At 44.4% G+C, this 15,027-nt stretch carries 13 protein-coding genes and 1 pseudogene; all 14 read right to left on the bottom strand.

Annotated elements, in window-relative coordinates; all coding sequences use genetic code 11:
* Positions 1–40: 40 nt before the first annotated feature.
* A pseudogene (locus tag PG766_RS15050) lies at positions 41–184 on the bottom strand (aspartate aminotransferase family protein); the annotation flags it as partial.
* A gap of 220 nt (positions 185–404) precedes the next feature.
* Positions 405–1,019 (bottom strand): putative ABC transporter permease, encoded by a 615-nt coding sequence (locus PG766_RS15045; protein WP_118199656.1) that lies wholly within the window; start codon positions 1,017–1,019, stop codon positions 405–407.
* 64 nt (positions 1,020–1,083) lie between these two features.
* Complete coding sequence (gene rpsU, locus PG766_RS15040) at positions 1,084–1,260, bottom strand: 30S ribosomal protein S21 (RefSeq protein ID WP_004054229.1); 177 nt, start codon at positions 1,258–1,260, stop codon at positions 1,084–1,086.
* A 158-nt stretch (positions 1,261–1,418) separates the two neighbouring features.
* Complete coding sequence (gene alaS / locus PG766_RS15035; RefSeq protein ID WP_118199655.1) at positions 1,419–4,058, bottom strand: alanine--tRNA ligase; 2,640 nt, start codon at positions 4,056–4,058, stop codon at positions 1,419–1,421.
* A 118-nt stretch (positions 4,059–4,176) separates the two neighbouring features.
* Positions 4,177–4,308, bottom strand: a complete 132-nt coding sequence (locus tag PG766_RS15030) for a vanadium nitrogenase (RefSeq protein WP_195249974.1) — start codon at positions 4,306–4,308, stop codon at positions 4,177–4,179.
* Positions 4,309–4,442: 134 nt separating this feature from the next.
* Positions 4,443–6,869 (bottom strand): homocysteine S-methyltransferase family protein, encoded by a 2,427-nt coding sequence (locus PG766_RS15025; RefSeq protein ID WP_118199654.1) that lies wholly within the window; start codon positions 6,867–6,869, stop codon positions 4,443–4,445.
* Positions 6,870–6,881: 12 nt separating this feature from the next.
* Positions 6,882–7,529 (bottom strand): vitamin B12 dependent-methionine synthase activation domain-containing protein, encoded by a 648-nt coding sequence (locus PG766_RS15020; RefSeq protein WP_118199653.1) that lies wholly within the window; start codon positions 7,527–7,529, stop codon positions 6,882–6,884.
* Between the two features lie 15 nt (positions 7,530–7,544).
* Positions 7,545–8,411: a methylenetetrahydrofolate reductase [NAD(P)H] gene (gene metF / locus PG766_RS15015; RefSeq protein ID WP_118199652.1), complete on the bottom strand. Its 867-nt coding sequence runs from the start codon at positions 8,409–8,411 to the stop codon at positions 7,545–7,547.
* 72 nt (positions 8,412–8,483) lie between these two features.
* Positions 8,484–9,920, bottom strand: a complete 1,437-nt coding sequence (glgA, locus tag PG766_RS15010) for a glycogen synthase GlgA (RefSeq protein WP_118199651.1) — start codon at positions 9,918–9,920, stop codon at positions 8,484–8,486.
* 66 nt (positions 9,921–9,986) lie between these two features.
* Complete coding sequence (gene spo0A / locus PG766_RS15005; RefSeq protein ID WP_022220247.1) at positions 9,987–10,772, bottom strand: sporulation transcription factor Spo0A; 786 nt, start codon at positions 10,770–10,772, stop codon at positions 9,987–9,989.
* 117 nt (positions 10,773–10,889) lie between these two features.
* Entirely contained in the window at positions 10,890–11,960 is a 1,071-nt protein-coding gene (gene spoIVB / locus PG766_RS15000) for a SpoIVB peptidase (protein ID WP_117556529.1), read from the bottom strand.
* A gap of 80 nt (positions 11,961–12,040) precedes the next feature.
* Positions 12,041–13,717 (bottom strand): DNA repair protein RecN, encoded by a 1,677-nt coding sequence (gene recN / locus PG766_RS14995; protein WP_117823795.1) that lies wholly within the window; start codon positions 13,715–13,717, stop codon positions 12,041–12,043.
* A gap of 12 nt (positions 13,718–13,729) precedes the next feature.
* Positions 13,730–14,182 carry an arginine repressor gene (argR, locus tag PG766_RS14990; RefSeq protein ID WP_118199650.1) on the bottom strand — a complete coding sequence of 151 codons (453 nt, stop codon included), beginning with the start codon at positions 14,180–14,182 and terminating at the stop codon, positions 13,730–13,732.
* A 3-nt stretch (positions 14,183–14,185) separates the two neighbouring features.
* A complete protein-coding gene (locus tag PG766_RS14985) occupies positions 14,186–15,022 on the bottom strand; it encodes an NAD(+)/NADH kinase (RefSeq protein WP_118199649.1) in 837 nt (278 codons plus the stop codon).
* Positions 15,023–15,027 lie beyond the last annotated feature (5 nt).

The raw sequence follows: 15,027 nt of genomic DNA, 5'->3' as shown, positions 1-15,027 counted from the left end.
TCTGCTTTTTTTAATTTTTAAATTAACTTAATGACATTGGGTAAGCTACCCCTTTTTCATCGTAGAGATACATACCTTCTGCACGTTCTGCGATAAAATCATATCTTGCATAGGTTTCTACCATATATTTTTTTACAATGTCCTTTAATTCTTCTGCTGTGAGTCCTGTGTCTTTGAGTTTCATAAGAATCTCCTCGCTTTCCTTCTTTTGATCATATACTACTTCATGCTATTCGTTCCGGACTTCGAATAAAAATGTGTAAAAGAATGTGCCTTTTGTTTAGCAGGAAATCCCTTCGGAATTTACCGCTAAACAAAAAGACGCCATGTACTAACTGTACATGACGTCCTTGTCGTTTACAAGACACAGTATAGACCACAGTCTACGGTTTTGTCAACAACAATTATGTCAAAAAATTATCTTTCATTTTGTCTTTTGCTTGTTCAATCTGCTGTATTTGTTCCTCATCCATGCTTTCCTGAAGATTTTCTTTCTTCTGGCGATAAATTGTCGCAGAAAAATCCATAATGTATCCAATCAGGATCAGATTGCCAATTGCACGCCCTGCACGAACCGGTATCATGGCAACAAACGCTGCAACTATGTTCTGCAGGAACATAAAAAGGAACAACGTATAAAATCCCCATGCGATCGAACTCTCCAGACAGATGATCCCCCTGTAGTTAAATGGCTTCTCATGGTAATCCCACCAGATCTCACCGAAAATGCGCTTCATCACAAGTGCCGTCAGAAATTCCAACGTCGTTGCAAGAAACGATCCCAGGAAAAACAGCAGTATACTATTGTCGCTATACGGACGTAATATAAAAAACACCGTAAGAGCACCAAACCCGTAGATCGGGCAAAACGGACCTTTTGCAAATCCCCTGTTCGTAATCTTATGATTACAAAATGACATATAGATGGATTCCACCAGCCATCCCATTATGCTGTAAGTCAGAAACCACATCACAACCTCATATCCATCTATTCCAAATATTATCCTATTCCACCACATAAAATTTTCCTGTAAAAATGGAGGGTTTATGAATCATAAACCCTCCATTATTGTTCTGCACATATTAGTTATATTTACGTTTTCTAGCAGCTTCAGATTTCTTTTTACGTCTAACGCTTGGTTTTTCGTAATGTTCTCTTTTGCGAATCTCCTGCTGAATTCCTGCTTTGGCACAGTTTCTTTTGAATCTGCGTAAAGCACTATCTAACGTTTCGTTTTCTTTAACGATTACATTTGACATAGTCTCACACCTAACCTCCCCTCCAGCCTGGTATTGTGCATCATACGACTGTTCGGGTATATTTATTGCACTACATTAGATTATATCATATTTTTCATCTCAGTCAAGAATTTTTTGAAAAATAGGAAAAATATGCATAAATCTGTCATTTTCCGGCATTATTTTATCTGTTCTGCCAGTACCTCTTTGACTTTTGCAAGGGCATCCGGGATTCCAGCCGGGTTCTTTCCGCCAGCCTGTGCCATGTTCGGACGTCCACCGCCGCCACCACCTACACAGGAAGCGATTGCCTTGATCAGGTTGCCTGCGTGAGCACCCTTCTTCATTGCTTCATCTGTTGCTGTAGCCATCAGGCTTACCTTGCCGTTCGCGCTGGATGCGATCACGACCACGCCTTCTCCGATCTTCTCCTTGAGCTGGTCTCCAAGGTCACGCAGTCCGTTCATGTCCATATCTTCTACGCTGACAGCAATCACTTTTACGCCGGCTACTTCTTCTACCTGATCCATCACATCACCCATGGCATCTTTTGCGAGCTTGCTCTTCAGGCTTTCTACTTCACTGTGAAGTTCTTTGTTCTCAGCCTGAAGGTGTGCGATCTTCTCAGATACAGTATCCGGAGTTGCTTTCAGGAGCCTAGCTGCTTCATGAAGCAACTGTTCCAGTTCTCCATAATAATCCATCAGTCCTTTGGATGTAAGTGCTTCGATACGGCGTACCCCTGCTGCCACACCACTTTCAGACAGGATCTTGAATGCTCCGATCTCGCTTGTATTGGCAACATGTGTACCACCGCAGAACTCAATAGAGTAATCTCCCATATTTACAACACGGACGATGTCGCCGTATTTCTCACCGAACAGAGCCTGTGCTCCGGTCTTTCTTGCTTCTTCGATCGGCATGTTCTTAATGACAACCGGCAGAGATCTGGAAATGCTTTCATTTACCATATCTTCTACTTTCTGCAGTTCTTCCGGTGTCATTGCAGAGAAATGAGAGAAGTCGAAACGAAGTCTCTTGTCGTCTACATAAGATCCGGACTGTTCTACATGTGTACCAAGTACGGTACGGAGTGCTTTCTGAAGCAGATGGGTCGCACTGTGGTTTCTTGCACAAAGCACACGTCTCTGCGAATCAACGGTCAGAGTAACCTGATCTCCAACCTTCATCATACCCTTTGCCATATAACCGATATGACCGATCTTGCCACCAAGCATCTTCTTCACATCTTCCACAACAAATTCACCGTCACCGCATTTGATCACACCGTGGTCGGCTTCCTGTCCACCGCTTGTTGCATAGAATGGAGTCTCATCTACAAAGATGGTTCCTCTCTCACCGTCAGAAAGAGCGTCTACGATCTCATCTTCTGTGGTAAGTACCGTAATCTTCGATTCATATTTCAGATGCTCGTATCCGACAAACTTAGAAGTTACAGACGGATCGATGGATTCGTATACGGTTGCATCTGCTCCCATGTAGTTCGTTGCCTTACGTGCTTTTCTTGCAGTCTGACGCTGAACTTCCATTGCGGCTTTAAATCCCTCTTCATCAATATCTATACCTTCTTCTTCCAGGATCTCTTTGGTAAGATCGATCGGGAATCCATAGGTATCATATAATTTGAACGCATCTTCTCCGGACAGAGTCTTTGTTCCTTCTTCTGCCATCTTTTCTTTCATCTCATTCAGAATGACAAGCCCCTGGTCGATGGTCTTCTCAAACTGCTCTTCTTCCTTGCGGATGACATTCATGATAAAGTCTTTCTTTTCTTCCAGCTCCGGATATCCGTCTTTAGAGCCTTCGATCACAGTTGCAGCAAGATCTGTAAGGAATCCCGGTGCAACGTTCAGAAGTCTTCCGTGACGGCATGCACGGCGGAGAAGACGGCGAAGAACATATCCTCTTCCTTCATTAGACGGCATAATACCATCAGAGATCATGAAAGATACAGAACGCACATGGTCTGTGATTACACGCAGAGATACGTCTGTGCTTTCATTATCTCCATAAGATACTCCTGCGATCTCACATACCTGGTCACGCAGTGCTTTTAAAGTATCAATATCGAACATAGAATCTACATCCTGTACGATACATGCAAGTCTCTCAAGTCCCATACCGGTATCAATATTCTTCTGCTTCAGTTCGCTGTAGTTTCCATGTCCATCATTGTCGAACTGTGAAAATACGTTGTTCCAGATCTCCATATAACGGTCACATTCGCAGCCTACTGTACATCCCGGTTTACCGCATCCGTATTTTTCTCCACGGTCATAGTAAATCTCTGAACACGGACCGCACGGACCTGATCCATGCTCCCAGAAGTTGTCTTCTTTTCCGAAACGGAAAATTCTCTCCGGTGCAATACCAATCTCTTCGTTCCAGATCTTCCATGCCTCATCATCGTCTTCATATACGGACGGGTACAGACGATCCGGATCCAGTCCAACCACTTCTGTCAGGAATTCCCATGACCAGTGGATCGCTTCTGTCTTAAAGTAATCACCGAATGAGAAATTACCAAGCATTTCAAAGAAAGTACCGTGACGTGCAGTCTTTCCTACGTTCTCGATATCTCCTGTACGGATACATTTCTGACAGGTTGTCACACGGCGTCTCGGTGGGATCTCCTGTCCTGTAAAATATGGTTTCAGCGGTGCCATTCCTGAATTGATCAGCAGAAGGCTGTTATCATTGTGCGGCACCAGCGAAAAGCTTTTCATTTTTAAATGACCTTTGCTCTCAAAAAAGTCAAGAAACATGCGTCTAAGTTCGTTAACTCCGTAAGCTTTCATCTTTATCCTCCTCGCTTCTATCAGCTAAATTCTAATTATAAAGAGATTTTGATGGCTTGTCAATATAATGAAATTTAAAAAGGAACCGCATTTTCTGCGATTCCTTCTTTTTTCCATTCTACTTAGTCTCTGAATTCTTTGCGTCTTTTCTTTCGCGAAGCTTCTTGCCTGCAAAAACCCCTCCGACTGCAAACACTCCGATAAAGAGCATCTTCAATACCGTAGAGATCAGTGTTGAAAAAAATGCCATCTTGTCATGCCTCCCATGCTATCATTTTCTTTTCTCCTTGATTTATGCATATTATAGCATATACAAAAAAATTTTCCAAACTTTTTTAGCATTTTCACATACAATTTCGACCTTTTGTATCTGCCTTGCAGTTCCTACTCCACCATGCCAAAAAATTTCTGCGCATAGTGTACGGACTGCATGGCATCTTTTCCATAGAAATCTGCCCCGATCATATCCGCGTAATCCTGGTTCAGAACAGCCCCGCCTACCATGACTTTGCAGTCCGGTTTTTTCTCTCTTAAGAGTTTGATCGTCTCTTCCATGCTGACTACAGTTGTGGTCATCAGCGCACTTAAGCCTACCAAAGTGACATTCTCCTCAACTGCTTTTTCTACGATTGCCTCCGGCGGCACATCCTTTCCGAGATCGATCACATCAAAACCATAATTTTCAAGAAGAACTTTCACTATATTCTTTCCGATATCATGGATATCACCTTTTACGGTAGCAAGGATGATCTTCTCCTTCTTTTCTTCTTCCTGTCCGGATGAAGCAAGCACATCCTTGATAACTGCAAAGGCAATCTTCGCAGCATCCGCACTCATCAGAAGCTGCGGAAGGAAGACGGTTCCCTTTTCAAAACCTTCACCGACTACATTGAGTGCCGGGATCAGTTCCTCCTGGATGATATCCAGCGGTTCCCTCGTACCGATCAGGTCACGGGTGATATGATGTGCCTCTTCTTTCAGCCCTCTCTCGATCGCATATTTGAGTGTCATCTCAACGCCTGCAGCTTTTGGTGCATTTCCGGCTGCTGCAGCTGCCTGCGATGCCTGGACTGTCACCGTCTCTGTGGTTCCCGCATAAGTACTGATATAATTCGTACAATTTTCATCAAAGTCCATCAGTGCATTATAAGAACGATAAGCTTTCATCATATCTTCTGAGGATGGATTGATGATTCCTGCCGTCAGTCCGTTCTGCATTGCCATCGCATAGAAATAGCTGTTGACAATCGGGCGCCTTGGAAGTCCAAAAGAAATATTCGATACTCCAAGAACGGTTCTGACCCCGAATTCTTCCCGTACTCTCTTCAATGCTTCCAAGGTAACCTTTGCCCCGTCCTTTTCCGAACTGATGGTCATGGTCAGCACATCGATCACGATATCTTTCTTGTCGATTCCGTATTTGGCTGCTTCGTTGATGATCTTACCTGCAACACGCACACGGCCTTCTGCATCCTTCGGAATCCCCTCTTCATCAATGGTCAGTCCGACAACCACACCGCCATATTTCCGGATCAGAGGAAAGACTTCGTCCATAGAAACCTGCTTTCCGTTTACAGAGTTGATCATCGGCTTTCCATTGTAGATACGCATTGCACGTTCCATAGCCTTTCCATCTACTGTGTCAATCTGAAGCGGAAGACTGGTCACGCTCTGCAGTTCTTTTACAACTTTTTCCATCATGGCAACTTCGTCAATATCCGGAAGTCCTACATTGACATCCAGAATGTGCGCGCCCTTATCCTGCTGCGTGATCGCTTCTTTCAAAATGTAGTCCATATCTTCATTTTTCAGTGCTTCTTTGAATTTTTTCTTTCCAGTCGGGTTGATTCTTTCCCCGATGATACGCGGCATATCATCCAGGATCACAGCCTGTCCATAAGAAGATACGATCGTATCATGCTTTTTCTCGATCTCGCGCAGCGGAAGATCTTTGCATTCTTCCACCAGCTTTTTAATATGCTCCGGTGTCGTTCCGCAGCATCCGCCAATCACACAGGCTCCTTCTTTTACAACCTCCTGCATGATCCGGGCAAACTCATCCGGCTCTACATCGTAATACGTTTCCCCGTTCTTCTGCTTCGGAAGTCCGGCATTTGGCTTCACAATGATCGGAAGGGAGGTATATCTTCTTAAATCGTTTAGGATTGGAAGCATCTGTTTCGGCCCAAGTCCACAGTTCAGCCCCAGTGCATCTACGCGGAGTCCTTCCAGCATTGCCACAACAGAAGGGACATCCCCACCTGTCAGAAGCTTTCCTCTTTCATCAAAGATCATGGTTACAAATACCGGAAGAGAAGAATTTTCTTTTGCTGCAAGAATGGCTGCCTTTACTTCATAGGTGTCACTCATGGTCTCGATATGGATCAGGTCTGCACCGTACTTTTCTCCATAGCGGACGGCTTCTGCAAATGCTTCATAAGCATCATCAAAATCCAGATCTCCCATTGGTTTTAATAGCTTTCCGGTCGGTCCCATATCCAGTGCCACATAAGTCTCTTTTCCAATCTGCTCCCCTGCTCTTTTTGCATTTGCAATCCCTGCACGGATCACTTCTTCAACCGTATATCTGTCATCATGAAATTTGCAGACATTAGCGCCAAAGGTATTTGCAAGAACCACATCACTTCCTGCTTCATAATATCTGCGGTGAATCGCTTCCACCTTTTCCGGATGTTCGATGTTCCAGGTCTCCGGAAGTTCTCCCGGTGCAAGTCCTTCTGCCTGCAGAAGAGTTCCCATTCCTCCATCTAAAAATAAAAGTTCTTTTCCCAAACGTTCTCTGATATTCATACCCTACGCTCCTTAATTTCTTCTGTAAATGCAGTCCTTCTTCTCACACGCTTCGCAGCCTTTGATGTGACATTTTTCCTGCGTATCACTGATCCCAATGATTGCAGTCACCGATTTTGTCGGTGTGAGCATATAGCTGTCTGTCATGGTAAGTCCGATCTTCTTTGCCGTATCCAGCATCCGTAGGATATCGTCCTGATGATGGATATCAAAATCACCGTATCCCGGACTGAATCTCGGTCTGAGCCATTTATTCTGTGCTTTTAACTCTTCTCCGATCGAAAGCTGCAGATCGTCACAGTACTCCTCCAGATATGCAGCTGCGCATGCCTGCAATACAACAGATTTCGCCATATCTGTCAGTGAATAACGTTTCATCAGCATATCGACACCGGTACCGAGTGTTGCGCCAAATATAACTGCCTCTTTGCAGCCTCTGAGATTCTTTCCGAGACTTCTGCTTTTAATATTCATTTTTCCGATCGTCACCTGGTCTTCTCCTGTAACTTTACAGTCAAAAATGCGATAGACGGATTTTGCCTGCGTGGTCTGATCGAGCTCCACGAAGGAAACATCGATCAGCGTAAGCGTCTGTTCATCTACCGCATGTCTTCCATATCCCAGATAACGAATTGCTTCTTTCGTTCTGGCATCTGTCATCTTTCTTACGTTCCTTTATTTTACGATTTCTGAAAGGTTCTGCATGATCGCAGCAGCCACTTCCGGTTTGTTCATCGAATATACGTGGATATTGCGGACTCCATTTGCGATCAGGTCAATGATCTGATCAGTCGCATATGCAATTCCCGCCTGCTTCATCGCTGCCGGATCATCTCCGAAATAATCGACGATCGCACGGAATCTCTGCGGAACAGCAGTTCCTGAAAGGGCACAGCTTCTTGCGAGCTGCTTTTTCGTTGTGATCGGCATGATTCCCGGAAGCACCGGTATCATGATTCCCTGTTCACGGATACGATACAGAAAATTATAGAAAATATCATTATTGAAAAACATCTGTGTGGTAATAAAATCCACTCCACTGTCTACCTTTTCTTTGAGATAACGGATATCATCTTTCTTGTGTTCCATCTCTACATGTCCTTCCGGATAGCATGCAGCTCCGATGCAGAAGTCTCCCATTTTTTTGATGTCTTCGATCAGTTCACAAGCATGAGAATACTGTCCCGGAAGTGGAAACTGTCCATCCTGCGGGATATCTCCTCTGAGTGCAAGGATATTCTCAATCCCTTCTTTCTGAAGCTGTCTGATGACCTTATGTACCTCTTCCTTTGTTGAAGACACACAAGTCAGATGTGCAAGTGCCGGAATCTTCAGGTCATTCTTGATATGACTTGCAATTTTAACCGTATTCTTACTGGTTCCACCACCGGCTCCATAGGTAACACTGATAAATGACGGGTTAAGCTCTGCGATTCCATCCGTTGCTTTTAACACGGATTCAAAGCCCGCATCCGTCTTCGGCGGAAACACTTCAAAGGAAATATGTACTCCGTCTGCTTTAATTTTGTCTATAATCCTCATAATGAATGTTTCTCCTCTGTAAAATTTTCTTTTCATGATACCATATTTTCCGGCAAATTACCAGAATGCATTTTACATATTTTCGTAAAGTTCTTCGTAAAGTTTGGCTGAATTCTTCCATGAAAAGTCTTTTTCCATACCACGCTCTACGATCTTGTTCCAGTCACGCTTCCTGTCATAGTAAATCTGTTCTGCATATCTTACGGTTGCAAGCATCTCATGCGCATTGTAATTGGTGAAGCTGAATCCGGTTCCGGTCTTCTCGTATTCGTTGTAAGCTTCTACAGTATCTTTGAGTCCGCCTGTCTCTCTTACGATCGGCACCGTACCATATCTCAGACTCATCAGCTGGCTCAGTCCACATGGTTCAAATAATGACGGCATCAAGAATGCATCACAGGATGCATAGATCTTGTGAGACATCGGCTCTGAATAATAGATCTGTGCAGATACCTTATCCGGATACTTCCATGCGAAATGACGGAACATGTTCTCGTATCTCTCATCTCCGGTACCGAGTACGACGATCTGAACCGCATCCTGGCAAAGTTCATCCATCACACAGTCGATCAGGTCAAACCCCTTCTGGTCGGTCAGTCTGGATACGATACCGATCATCATACGGTGCGGATCTCTCTCCAGTCCGAGTTCTTCCTGCAGCGCCATTTTATTTTTCACTTTCTCCTTGCGGAAGTTTTCGACAGAGTAAGTTCTTGCAATGTTGGTATCTGTTGCCGGATTAAAATCACCGTAATCAATACCATTGACAATTCCTGACAGGCAGTTTGATCTTGCCTGCATCAGTCCTTCCAGCTTCTCCCCGTAAAACGGTGTCTTGATCTCTTCCGCGTAACTGCTACTTACCGTTGTCACACGGTCAGCGTAGACAATTCCGCCTTTCAGATAGTTGGCATCGTCATATGCTTCCAGCTTATCCGGTGAGAAATAGTATGCCGGAAGTCCGGTGATATCCATAACCGTCTTCTTATCCCAGATACCCTGGAATTTGAGGTTATGTATGGTGATCACAGTCTTGATTCCACGGAAAAACTCATTGTTATAGCGGAAATTATCCAGATAAATCGGAACAAGCCCGGTCTGCCAGTCATGACAGTGAATGATATCCGGTCTGAAATCCAGAAGTGGCAGTGCACTTAAGGCTGCTTTTGAAAAGAATGCAAACTTCTCAATATCGTATGCAATATCACCATATGGCTGCGAACCATTAAAATAATATTCATTGTCTATGAAATAAAAAGTGATTCCTTCGTACTGAAGTTCAAGAAGCCCTACATACTGCTGTCTCCAGTTCAGATCCATATAGAAATGAAGTCTGTAAGAAAGTTTATCTTTCCATTCGTCTTTCATGCACATATACTTTGGAAGCATAACACGTACATCGTATTTGTTCTTATCAAAATATTTTGGTAGTGATCCCACTACATCGGCTAATCCTCCTGTTTTGATAAACGGAACTGATTCAGATGACACAAATAATACTTTTTTCATTTAACACCCTCCTTACTCTCGCGGCTTATTTATAATTATACCGCAATTTCATCCGTTTGAAAAGAATTATCTGCGCTTTGATTTCAGTCTGATCGTGTCTGCGACCAGAGCAATAAATTCAGAATTGGTCGGTTTTCCTTTCCCGTTACTTACTGTGTAACCGAAAAGAGCTTCTAAGGTATCCAGCTTTCCCCTGCTCCATGCAACCTCGATCGCATGGCGGATCGCCCGTTCAACACGGCTCGATGTGGTCTGGTTCTTTTTCGCGACTGTCGGATACAGGATCTTTGTGATCGCATTTAAAACTTCCATATCGTCAACCGCCATCAGAATGGAATCCCTCAAATAATGATACCCTTTTATATGTGCCGGGATTCCGATTTCATGGAGCAGTTCTGTCACCTGTGTTTCCAGGTCCTCCTCAGAAGGTTCCGCATATACGGTATAATCTGTGTAAGGCGCTACACTCTTTTCCGCATGTCCGGAGCTTTTGATCCGCTGAAGGATTGTTTCATTGCGAAATGGTTTCAGGATGTAGTAGGCTGCTCCTTTTTCGAAGGCATCTTCCGTGATCCTCTCCTGTCCAATCGCAGTTACAATAATAAAATTCGGCTGTTTCTTTACTGTTTTATCTGCGCCTATCATTTCCATCACACTGATTCCATCCATTTTCGGCATAATTAGGTCAAGAAGTACAACGTCAGGCTGTTTATCTCTTATAATGTGATAAATATCTTCTCCGTTCCTGGCTTTTCCCACCAGTTTGAGATCTTTATCACTTTCTACAATTTCTCCTAGTAAATTCAACATTCTTTCGTTATCGTCAGCAATCGCTACATTCAGTTTTTCCATAAAGCCTTTCCCCTCCTTAAAGTGACAATTTGCACTGGAATGGAACCTATTATAACCTTCTGTATTCTGCGAATACAAGCAAATGGTGTCGCAGAAATCTGACAAAGTTCGCATATTTCAATCTTTTTTCAGATTTTCCAGCATGTTTTCGATAAATATTCCGTATCCTTTTGTCGCATCCTGTACGAAAACATGTGTTACTGCGCCTATAATCTTTCCATTCTGCATAATGGGGCTTCCACTCATTCCCTGCACAATCCCACCGGTCAGTTTAAGTAACCGTTTGTCAGTAACCTGAATTTCAATCCCCTTATTCACCTCCCTGGCATCCAGGTCAACTTTTGTGATTCTGACTGTATAATCTTCTGTCTTTCCGCTTACCGCACAGCGGATATACGCCTTTCCGACCTGAATTTCTTCCTTTGCCACAGCCGGATAAGCTTCTTTGCTGTCAAATATTCTCTCAATCCTGTCTAATTTCCCATAAATCCCTGTCTCTGTGTTTGTAGTAATCGAACCTAAAATATTGTAATGATTGTAGACAATGATCCCTTCCATCCCTCCGGGATTTCCGTTCTCACCTTTTTTAATATTCTGAATGCTGGTATCATATAATCTTCCCGTTGACATTTCGATCAGTTTGCCGGTATCTACATCATGTATTCCATGTCCCAACGCACCGTATTCACTATCTGCATTCAGAAAAGTGATTGTGCCGAGTCCCTGCGCGTTATCACGCACCCAGATTCCAAGTTTATATGCCCCGCCTTCATCTTTTGTCGGATGAAGTTGTACATCAATATACACTTTTTTTCGACGAATGTGTAAGACAACGGACTTATTCGATAATTTTTTAACCCGTTCGATAAGCTCAGATTTATTATAAATACTGTCAGAATCAACTCCGACAATATAATCTCCCTCCTTCACCAGATGCTTCGCCGGATTCACACCGATCCCATCTTTTCCCTTAATTTCCTGCGTCCCCAGCACCATCACGCCATCCGTCTCCATATAGATCCCAACCGGCATCCCTCCCGGAATCAGAAGGTTTCCCGAAAGTTCACTGACCGAAGCCTCCCTCTCCGCTTTCTCAGCCCGCCATTCCCTGTAGCAATAGCCGCCTCCTATAACCACGATTACCGCTAATAACACACTTAACATTTTCCGATAACTTCTAACCGACATTGCACACCCCTTTTTCCTCCCTAAAATTCCGCAAAAAATAAGGCAGGATTTTTTCTCCTGCCTCTAGTATGTGCTCAATCTTATTTTTTCAAACCGGATGCCAGAATTTTCATCTCCCGTGCGTTTTTCAGCACCGCATCCGTAATCTTTGCGCCTCCAAGGATCCTTCCCAGCTCCTGCACAGATTCTTCCCCGTCAAGCTGCCGGATCTTGGTCTTTGTCATCTGATCTTCCACCCGTTTTTCAATCAGGTAATGAGTATCTGCCATTGCAGCGATCTGTGCCAGATGCGTAATGCAGATCACCTGATGTTTCCTGCCGATCAGGCACATCTTCTCGGAAACCTTCTGTGCGGTACGACCGCTGATCCCCACATCGATCTCATCAAAGATCAGTGTCTCGATCTCATCTTTATCCGCCATGACTGCCTTGATCGCAAGCATGATGCGGGAAAGTTCACCGCCGGATGCCACAGTTGCAAGCGGTCTTGTCGGTTCACCCGGATTCATGGAGATCATAAATTCCACCTCATCCGTTCCTTCTACTGTGTACCCGGAGGTTTTTGAAAACCGAATTTCAAAGCAGACATCCAGGAAATTCAGATCCTGAAGTCCTTCTGCGATCTTTGCCTGCAAAAGCTTTGCCTCTTTTTTACGGATCTTCGACAGACCCTCGCATTCTTTTTGCAGACGTTCCTCTGATTTTTTCAGTTTTCCCTTTAATTCATTTAAATATTCATCATAATTTTTTAAAATCAGGAGGCGCTCCTCGTCATCCGCCTTATGCTGCAGAATTGCCTCTGCCGAATCTCCGTATTTGACCTTCAGATGATTGATCTGGTTCAGCCGGCTCTCCGTCTCATAGAACTGTTCCGGTTCAAAGGAAAGACTGTCCAGATAACAGCGAAGCTCGCGCCCGGAATCCCCGATCAGATTCTCCACTTCGACCAGCTGTTCATACAGTTCTCCCGATTTGTCATCATGTTCTGCCGCCACAGCCGCCGCACGTACTGCCCGTCCGATCGCTTCTGCCGCACTTATACCGCCTTCTCCTGCTGTATACAGATACGCCTCTTCCAGATTCTCTGCGATTCTTTTTCCCTGCATCATCCGCCGGTAATCTTCTTCTACCGACTGGCATTCTGCCGCAGTGATTCCTGCATTTTCAATCTCATCAATCTCAAATTCAAGAAAAGAAATCTCTTTGGCTCTCTCAGCCTCGTCTTTATCGGCTTCCTTAAGTTCTTTTTCCAGCCGACGGTATTCCCTGTATGAATCCGCCACTTTTTTCTTCCATTCTCCGGCTTCTTTTGCAAATGCATCCAGAATTGCCAGATGATTTTTTTTATATAACAGTGACTGATGCTCATGCTGCCCGTGAATATCGATCAGAACCTGGGCTGCTTCCTTTAGCCGCCCCAGTGTCACAGTCTCTCCATTGATCCGGCTCACACTTCGGTTTCCGTTAAACCGTCTGGTGATAATGATCTGCCCTCCGTCCGGCGAAAGATCCATCTCTTCCAGCTTCCGTACCGTTTCCGGATTTTCCACATAAAAGGTCAGTTCTACAAGTCCCTTATCGGCTCCCTTACGAAGCATATCTGCTGAATATCTTCCGCCCAGGGCAAGACTGACACTCCCCAGGATAATTGATTTTCCGGCACCGGTTTCCCCGGTCAGGATATTGAGTCCACCAGAGAAATCCACTTCCGCCTCATCGATTAGCGCCAGATTTTTTACATGCAAATTTTGTAACATTCTTTCTCCTGTCTATTGTTCCAGTAGTTTCTTGATCTTTTCCATCAGTAGAATCGTATCATCCACGGTCCGCACAGCGCACATGATCGTATCATCCCCGGCAATACAGCCAACGATCTCATTCCAGTTCATCGCATCCAGTGCCGCAGCCACCGCCATCGCCATACCGGATACCGTTTTCAGTACCAGAATATTCTGAGCCATATCCATAGAGCTGAATCCATCCCGCAAAATGCGCACATATTTTTCAGTCATTCCGTTCTGTGTACTCTGGAGTACCGCATATTTCTGCCTGCCGTTTTCTGCCGGAACCTTGGTGAGCTTTAAGTCGCGGATGTCTCTGGATACCGTTGCCTGCGTCACTTTAAATCCCGCTTCATTCAGATACTCGGCAAGCTCATCCTGTGTCTCAATCTGATATTTGTTGATCAATTCTACAATTTTGGCATGTCGGTTTACTTTCATCTTCTAGTTTCCTTTCATCTTTTCACGTAATGTTTCCAGAAAGCTCACTTTGCTGAGTTTTACGATTTTTGCTGTCTCCCACGCCTTTTTGATCCGGATCCGGTCACCGGTATGAAGCGGGACTTCATCCGCACCATCATATGCAATCACTGCTTCCTCGATCTGATTTTCCCGTTTTGCACCAATCTCGATCACGATCTCATCTTTGTCCGCGAAAACAATACTGCGGGAATTGAGTGCATGCGAGCAGATCGGTGTCACAACAATCAATGACGCTGTCGGCTCCACAATCGGTCCTCCTGCAGACAGATTGTACGCAGTAGAACCCGTCGGTGTGGACACGATCAGTCCGTCCGCATCATAGGAGTTCAAAAACTCTCCGTTAACATAGAGATTAAAATGAACGATCTTCATGCTGCCGGATCTCGTCATGACAATATCATTGAGTGCCACATCTCTTACATTGCGATATGCAGCGGATCCATACAGCATCATCCGCTCTTCAATCGTATAATTGCCCTCTACGAGCTGTTTTACAGCCTCTTCTACATTCTGCACCTCTACCTCGGTCAGATAGCCAAGGGTGCCCATATTGATTCCAAGCATCGGAAGATCCCGCCCGAACAGACGTCTGGATGCCTGGATAAAGGTTCCGTCTCCGCCTACCGTCAACACACAATCAATATCCTTTGGAATCTTGATCTTTGAAAAATTTCCTTCTTCCGGCTGCTCTTCCAGATAACATTTCTTCCCGTAGGATTCAATGCATTTTTTGATTTTCACGGTGATCTTCCGATTTGCATCCTTCATATCATTCGTGATAATGTAAAACTTTTCCATGTCTT

It is taken from the genome of Coprococcus sp. LG101-27 (assembly GCF_027695515.1).
GTDB lineage: Bacteria > Bacillota > Clostridia > Lachnospirales > Lachnospiraceae > Allocoprococcus > Allocoprococcus comes.
Note: the sequence above shows the minus strand (reverse complement) of the source record. Positions and strands in the feature narration are given on the sequence as shown.

Coding starts and splice junctions, on each gene's coding strand:
- PG766_RS15045 (WP_118199656.1), bottom strand. CDS start 1,019: ATGTGGTGGAATAGGATAATATTTGGAATAGATGGATATGAGGTTGTG.
- rpsU (WP_004054229.1), bottom strand. CDS start 1,260: ATGTCAAATGTAATCGTTAAAGAAAACGAAACGTTAGATAGTGCTTTA.
- alaS (WP_118199655.1), bottom strand. CDS start 4,058: ATGAAAGCTTACGGAGTTAACGAACTTAGACGCATGTTTCTTGACTTT.
- PG766_RS15030 (WP_195249974.1), bottom strand. CDS start 4,308: ATGGCATTTTTTTCAACACTGATCTCTACGGTATTGAAGATGCTCTTT.
- PG766_RS15025 (WP_118199654.1), bottom strand. CDS start 6,869: ATGAATATCAGAGAACGTTTGGGAAAAGAACTTTTATTTTTAGATGGA.
- PG766_RS15020 (WP_118199653.1), bottom strand. CDS start 7,529: ATGACAGATGCCAGAACGAAAGAAGCAATTCGTTATCTGGGATATGGA.
- metF (WP_118199652.1), bottom strand. CDS start 8,411: ATGAGGATTATAGACAAAATTAAAGCAGACGGAGTACATATTTCCTTT.
- glgA (WP_118199651.1), bottom strand. CDS start 9,920: ATGAAAAAAGTATTATTTGTGTCATCTGAATCAGTTCCGTTTATCAAA.
- spo0A (WP_022220247.1), bottom strand. CDS start 10,772: ATGGAAAAACTGAATGTAGCGATTGCTGACGATAACGAAAGAATGTTG.
- spoIVB (WP_117556529.1), bottom strand. CDS start 11,960: ATGTCGGTTAGAAGTTATCGGAAAATGTTAAGTGTGTTATTAGCGGTA.
- recN (WP_117823795.1), bottom strand. CDS start 13,717: ATGTTACAAAATTTGCATGTAAAAAATCTGGCGCTAATCGATGAGGCG.
- argR (WP_118199650.1), bottom strand. CDS start 14,182: ATGAAAGTAAACCGACATGCCAAAATTGTAGAATTGATCAACAAATAT.
- PG766_RS14985 (WP_118199649.1), bottom strand. CDS start 15,022: ATGGAAAAGTTTTACATTATCACGAATGATATGAAGGATGCAAATCGG.